The 6,025-nt window shown below is 39.6% G+C and carries 4 protein-coding genes and 1 pseudogene; 3 read left to right on the top strand and 2 right to left on the bottom strand.

The genetic code is table 11. The annotated features are described in order from the left end of the window. Positions 1-76: 76 nt before the first annotated feature. The 3 genes and pseudogenes from CWB65_RS19615 to CWB65_RS19595 form a co-directional block, all read left to right on the top strand. Positions 77-796, top strand: a pseudogene (locus tag CWB65_RS19615) (tyrosine-type recombinase/integrase); the annotation flags it as partial. A gap of 267 nt (positions 797-1,063) precedes the next feature. Further along, a complete protein-coding gene (locus tag CWB65_RS19610) occupies positions 1,064-1,276 on the top strand; it encodes a hypothetical protein (RefSeq protein WP_040132767.1) in 213 nt (70 codons plus the stop codon). A gap of 1,202 nt (positions 1,277-2,478) precedes the next feature. After that, positions 2,479-5,139: a hybrid sensor histidine kinase/response regulator gene (locus CWB65_RS19595; RefSeq protein ID WP_138741297.1), complete on the top strand. Its 2,661-nt coding sequence runs from the start codon at positions 2,479-2,481 to the stop codon at positions 5,137-5,139. Positions 5,140-5,168: 29 nt separating this feature from the next. On the opposite strand, the gene rimI is transcribed toward CWB65_RS19595, so the two are convergent. Together rimI and CWB65_RS19585 are read right to left on the bottom strand one after the other, a co-directional pair. Then, positions 5,169-5,636 carry a ribosomal protein S18-alanine N-acetyltransferase gene (gene rimI / locus CWB65_RS19590; RefSeq protein WP_138741298.1) on the bottom strand — a complete coding sequence of 156 codons (468 nt, stop codon included), beginning with the start codon at positions 5,634-5,636 and terminating at the stop codon, positions 5,169-5,171. Continuing rightward, the gene (locus CWB65_RS19585) at positions 5,623-5,940 is read right to left on the bottom strand and encodes a hypothetical protein (RefSeq protein WP_138741296.1); all 318 of its coding nucleotides are present in this window, start codon (positions 5,938-5,940) and stop codon (positions 5,623-5,625) included. The genes rimI and CWB65_RS19585 overlap by 14 nt, the downstream gene beginning before the upstream one ends. Positions 5,941-6,025 lie beyond the last annotated feature (85 nt).

The following is a 6,025-nucleotide window of genomic DNA, read 5'->3' as shown; positions in this document are numbered from 1 at the left end:
AAGAATGATGCACTAACAGTGAAAAAAGATAGGATATATGTCAAAAGGCATATACAACCACTAAAACCCCATGATTTATGACTGGCTGATTGATGAACCAATTTTGGAAATTAACGCTGCCGCTGGGATCACAGCAAAAAAGGTCGGCGGTAAGAAAGGCAAACGAACTCGGGTGCTAAATGACAACGAGATCAGGATACTTTGGCGCTATTTGCACGAGTCAAAAATCACTGAGAAGAACCGCATCTACATAAAACTGCTTCTGCTATTGGGCGGTCGCAAGGGCGAACTCATTCAAGCTGAAAAGCATCACTTTGACTTGCAATCTGCAATGTGGACAGTGCCTATAGAGATCCGTAAACAAGGTGAGAAAATTGGAGCGCCAATCATGCGGCCATTGATTAGGCCTGCTATTGAGCTGATTGAACTGGCGATGCAGATGAGCAAATCAACTTACTTGTTTCCCGCGAACGGACAAGAAGATCTTGCCACAAATGGCTTTGATACCACTATTCCTAACAATGTGAAAATCTGGGCTCGCAGGTCGCTTGGTGTTGAGATGGAACATTGGTCTATGCATGATCTTCGAAGAACGATGCGAACACGAATGTCGGCCATCACGACGCAAGAAGTTGCCGAGTTGATGATTGGCCACAGCAAAAAAGGGTTGGATGCTATCTACAACCAATATCAGTACCTGGATGAAATGCGTCATGCTTACGACGTTTGGTATCAACAACTAGAAACCATCATCGAGCCGACAGGCTTTCCATTCAACTGGCGTTTCGGACAGTAAGAATTTGTCGCTACCAGTAGATTGGTATTCCTAATTGTGACCATGTCAAAAACCTTCTCAATGTTGTTTTTTGACTGGTCGCTTTAAAACTAGGCTTAAGCCGCATAGCTATCACCAGGGTTTAATCTGATCATTTTTCAGCCTGAACTCTTGAGTTTCTCAGTTTGAAACCACATGTATTTTGTAGTGCTTTAGGAAGTGAAACCCTGGTTCCATTGCTGTTCTTGAATGAACAACCAGTTAGATTCAATTTATTGAGGATTCCAGATGGCGAAAGGTTCAAGTATCAACGGCAATGGCGGTAAAAATGGTGGAAATGATAGCTACACAATTACAGGGCGCGGCGAAGTAAGTCGAAAAACACTGGTTCGTGAAGTTAAGGAAGGTAAACATCCAGACACGCACATTTACAAGCGCAATGGTGTGGAGTACGCCCGAAACAATCCAAATCACGACAAGCCTGACAACATCAACGAATAATACTGTTAAGAGGTTAAGGGCTGTACTTTGCCCTTAACACTTTAAACCCTGCTCAACCTTCACTGTTCTCATACTCCTCCAAGTCTTCAATGTGCCAAAGCTTGTTTCGTGTATTTCGGTTGATACGAGGTTGAGGCAAGCTGCCATCTTTTATTCTTCGCCAGAGCGTCGTATAGCTAATGTGGTAACGAGCCATAACTTCGTAAGACGTGAGAAAAGGGGTTACTTGGTGCGCTACTGCTGTCATCTGCATTCTCCTGAAAATCAATGTAAAGCTATCATCGCCTGATTCATCGTTTGTTGATGGTCAGAAAGATGCATGATTTGTTCAGAAGATCAGGTCCATACAAATGAACTTTTAGGACAGCAAGAAAGCAACCGGTAACCAACTCAACCAGCAAACAATTAGAGATAATCGCGAACGTCTTACCATCATTTCTCGATTTTCGGCATAAAAAATATAGGCAAGTTTTGGCTAAAACCCAGTAGACACAAGGCCTACAGCTAGGTTTGTGTCATGGAATTTGGCTAAAAACGGTAAATATGGCGATTTGTACTCAAGTTTGTACACACTTTCCGAGGTTACGCTTGAACATCATTGAAAAGCAAAGAAACGAGAAAAAGACAAAAAGCCTTTAAATTCAGTACGTAGAGATGTGATTGTGGTGTGCAATGAAAGGTGATTTTAAGCGTTGAAAGGCTGGGCGGCATCAGGGTGAGATATAATTGCAAAAGTACGTCGTTTATTTATTTCGCTAAGGAGATTTTGGTCTGCCATTAAAAAGTTCTTATAGTTTGAATACGGATAATATCACCATAAAGTGTGCAGACGTTTAAAGGCTAAAACTGCTAAACCCCGAAACCTCAACACACCAAAACCAAGAGTAAATTAGCTCCTAGTTTGCGATCCGTTATGTTAATCGTAATTAAAGACTATTTTCGCTGATCTTGACCCTTTAAACAATCAATGGTTAGTTATTAACTGATCTTTTTTATCAATATTTAAACTCAGGCCGTTTAGTTTGTAATTTGACTCAAGCAAAATAAAAACTTTTACTTAATTAAGTAATTAAAACCTACGCATAAAGGGGAAGTTACCTCTAACTAAAGTTTATATTTTAGCGATGAGTTAAGCGCAGGCTTGTTTAATAAACTTGTAACGCATACTATAAAAAGATTGCGTCAAGGATATTAGTTAGTTAATGAAAACCAGTAAGTTAAGCATTAGATTATTATGGTATATAACCCCGCTTGTTATATTGCCCCTGCTATTTTTAGGTGGGTTTACGTTAACTAATGTAACTAACTCTACGCAAAAACAAGCCGATCTAATCATGAGCCGCTTTGTTGAGCAGCAACAACAAAAAGCGTTTAACTACATAGACTCATTCCACTCTACCACTAAGCTACTTTCTCGCTCTCCGGTACTTAACGACTTTTTGGCCAATGACGCACTTTTAGACGGAAATTATACGCGCAGGCTTGGCGCTCTAATGGATGTATTTGCCAGTTACAGCGAAGCCTACCCTGACATTATTAGTATAAATCTAGTGTCGGCTAGTGGTAAAAGTGACGCCTATCATTCAAATAATTTAACCATAGCGCCTAAAAACTACCCCTTTTTTAATCAGGTTATACAAAGCAATTTGAGCCAACAGCAGTTTATGGTTCAAAAACCCGACGGCACAACCAGCCTGTATTTTGTGCAACGAATAGACAGCGTGGGTTATTACCTAAAACGTCCACAACAACTGGGGTTTATTGTTGTAAATGTTGAGCCTTCAATTTTAAATACCAGTATTTTAGAAGCGCCTTATAACAATACGCTCAATTTATTGTTGACCAAAGACGGTAAAATACTATTTAGCTCTAATTATAATTTACGAGGCCAGTACATTAGCGAATATGAACTTAATAAGGTTCGCGATTTAGCCGACATAGGCTCACTTTCTACCATTGAGTTATCGAGCATTGATAAAATCGAACGTATGATTTTTGCCGTACAAATGAGCGGCGGCTATTATTACGTATCAACAATTCCCAAAGCGGTACTTCATCAGTCGGGCAAAGCCATTAGCTTAATTACGGGTCTGATTGTTATTATTTCAGTGATCTCGTTACCTATCTTGATATTTGTTGTTGTACGTAACCTATTGTTAAATCCAATAGAGCTATTAGGTGCAGCCAGTCACCGAGTAGGTGACGGTGACTTAGCAGTAAGCTTACCCGCTCATACCGATGACGAAGTAGGCATACTGTTTAACGACTTTAACCACATGGTTAATCAAATTAGGCACTATCAACAACAACTCGAAGAATACAAACATCACCTAGAAGACAAGGTGGAAAGCCGAACTCAAGCGCTTGAGTCTATGAATAGCCAACTTGAACTCGCTATTACTCAAGCAGAGCAAGCTAACCAACTTAAAAGTCGTTTTTTAGCAAACATGAGTCATGAAATACGAACCCCTCTCACCGCTATTATGGGCTTTACAGAGCAGTTGCTACATAACGATAAAATAGTAAACGACAAACAACATTTAAGTACTATTTTACGAAACTCAAAGCACTTACTTGAACTCATTAACAATATTTTGGATTTATCTAAAATTGAAGCTGAAAAATTAGCTGTAGAGCAAGCCTCTGTGAACGTTGTGCAGTTAATCCATGATATTGAGTCAATCATAACGCCACTGGCGCAAGAAAAGCGTTTAGAACTTAATATTATTTTTGACTTACCAATACCGCAAACTATATACACTGATGTAACACGCTTAAAACAAATTTTAATTAATGTGGCCAACAACGCCGTTAAATTTACAGAGCAAGGGCATGTCTCTATTTGTGTGCATTATCATGCTAAAAGCAACCTCATTGAGTTTGTAATAACCGACACCGGTATTGGTATGTCTGAGCATCAAATTTCTCGTGTATTTAAACCGTTTGAACAAGCAGATGCGACAACTACACGTCGCTTTGGTGGTACTGGGTTAGGATTATGTATATCCAAAAATCTGGCAAATTTATTGGGTGGCGACATAAAACTAGAAAGCGAAGTGGGCGAAGGAAGTGAATTTTCAATTAGTGCTGCTTGCCACTTAAAAGGCAAAACACCCGAGCTTGAGCTGCTTGTCGATCATGCACAATTAACCCCTGAAAAAGACCCTCTATTATCATTTGCGACTAACAGCTTTGACGCAAATATTTTGGTTGCTGAAGATAACCCAGATAATCAGCTACTAATTAAGTTGCTGTTGCAAACTTGGGGGCTTGAGCCTGACATAGCTAATAATGGTGCACAAGCCGTAGAAATGGCGCTAGTAAACGACTATCAACTCATTATTATGGATATGCAAATGCCCGTCATGGGTGGGCTTGAAGCCACCAAAATGCTACGACATGCTGCTTACGACGGTCCCATTATTGCACTTACCGCAAACGTAATGAATCACGATATTGGTACCTATATAGAAGCTGGCTGCGACAAAGCGCTTGGAAAACCAATAGATAAAGATGCCCTCGAGAACGTACTTGTTAGCTACTTGCACCTTGAAAAGGATAATCAAAATAAGTGGGATGACTTGTTAAAAAGTGAAAAGTTTCAACAGATATCTGATAATTACTTAGCAAACTTACCCAGTTATTTGGAACAAATAAAAACATTTCACCATGCACAAGATTGGGAAAGCCTAAAAGCAGTTGCGCATAGTGTTAAAGGCAGCGCAGGATGTTTTAACTTTGATGCCATTTACAAAAGCGCTGGCAACCTTGAAGAAAACCTAAAAAGTAACGATAAATCACAAAGAGATGAAATTATAAACTCAGTAATAGTGGCAATACAGCAGGCTATTAACTCAAAATAAAACAGTTGGCTGCCTGCAACTAAAAAGAATTACATAAACCCTAAGCTTAATGCCATACCCATTAAAATAGCATCTTCAAAACCGTTTTTAGTTGCATCATCACTTGGGTAATAATTCTTTCGTACCGACATCTCTATAAACCCAGCTTGCTCATAAAGCTTGATTGCACGCGTATTTGACTCCCGCACTTCTAAAAATAAATTTTCGGCATTTTGCTGCTCACCGTGCTCTATAAATTTACTCAATAGCTGCTTAGCAATCCCCTTACCTTGGTGCTTGGGCGTCACGCATATATCCATAAGCGTAAAATCAGGCCCCGCCTTTTCACCAATATAAAAACCAACGAGTAGGTCACCATCAAAGGCGGCTAAATTAAAATAACGCCCACCAATACATGAACTCATCGTTTTTAAAGTCCAAGGATGACTATGACACGCGTTTTCAATAGCTATAAGCGCTTCTACGGCATCGTTATTTACAGGTTTAAAGTTTATCAAGGTGTTCACTTATTAAAGCCCACAAAGCACGTTTATCGGTTGCATTTAGCTGTGGGGATGGCAATTCAAGCTGATCACCCGTTAATTGTATGTGCTTGCTTTTCACCACGCTATTTATAGCTACAGGCACTGCTGCACGATTAATATCTGCAAGTAATTGGCTAGAAAGCTCGAGGGATTCAAATGAAGCAGGCGTTAATTCTTTTTCAACATTATTTCTAAGGGGTTCAGCATTTGCTGGTCGAAAATGAGTATTTAATTCGAGATTTTCAATATCAAAAACAGCTGCGTACCGTGAATGCATAACGACTCGATGAAATGAGGAAGTAAGATAATATAAGAATTAATAAATACGATGTAAAGAAGAAATGGCAGGGGCGGAGAGATTC

It is taken from the genome of Pseudoalteromonas sp. S554 (assembly GCF_005930865.1).
Lineage (GTDB): Bacteria > Pseudomonadota > Gammaproteobacteria > Enterobacterales > Alteromonadaceae > Pseudoalteromonas > Pseudoalteromonas marina.
Note: the sequence above shows the minus strand (reverse complement) of the source record. Positions and strands in the feature narration are given on the sequence as shown.

What these genes read in the sequence shown, in the direction of transcription:
- CWB65_RS19610 (WP_040132767.1), top strand. Translation starts at nt 1,064, where the DNA reads ATGGCGAAAGGTTCAAGTATCAACGGCAATGGCGGTAAAAATGGTGGA.
- CWB65_RS19585 (WP_138741296.1), bottom strand. Translation starts at nt 5,940, where the DNA reads ATGCATTCACGGTACGCAGCTGTTTTTGATATTGAAAATCTCGAATTA.
- CWB65_RS19595 (WP_138741297.1), top strand. Translation starts at nt 2,479, where the DNA reads ATGAAAACCAGTAAGTTAAGCATTAGATTATTATGGTATATAACCCCG.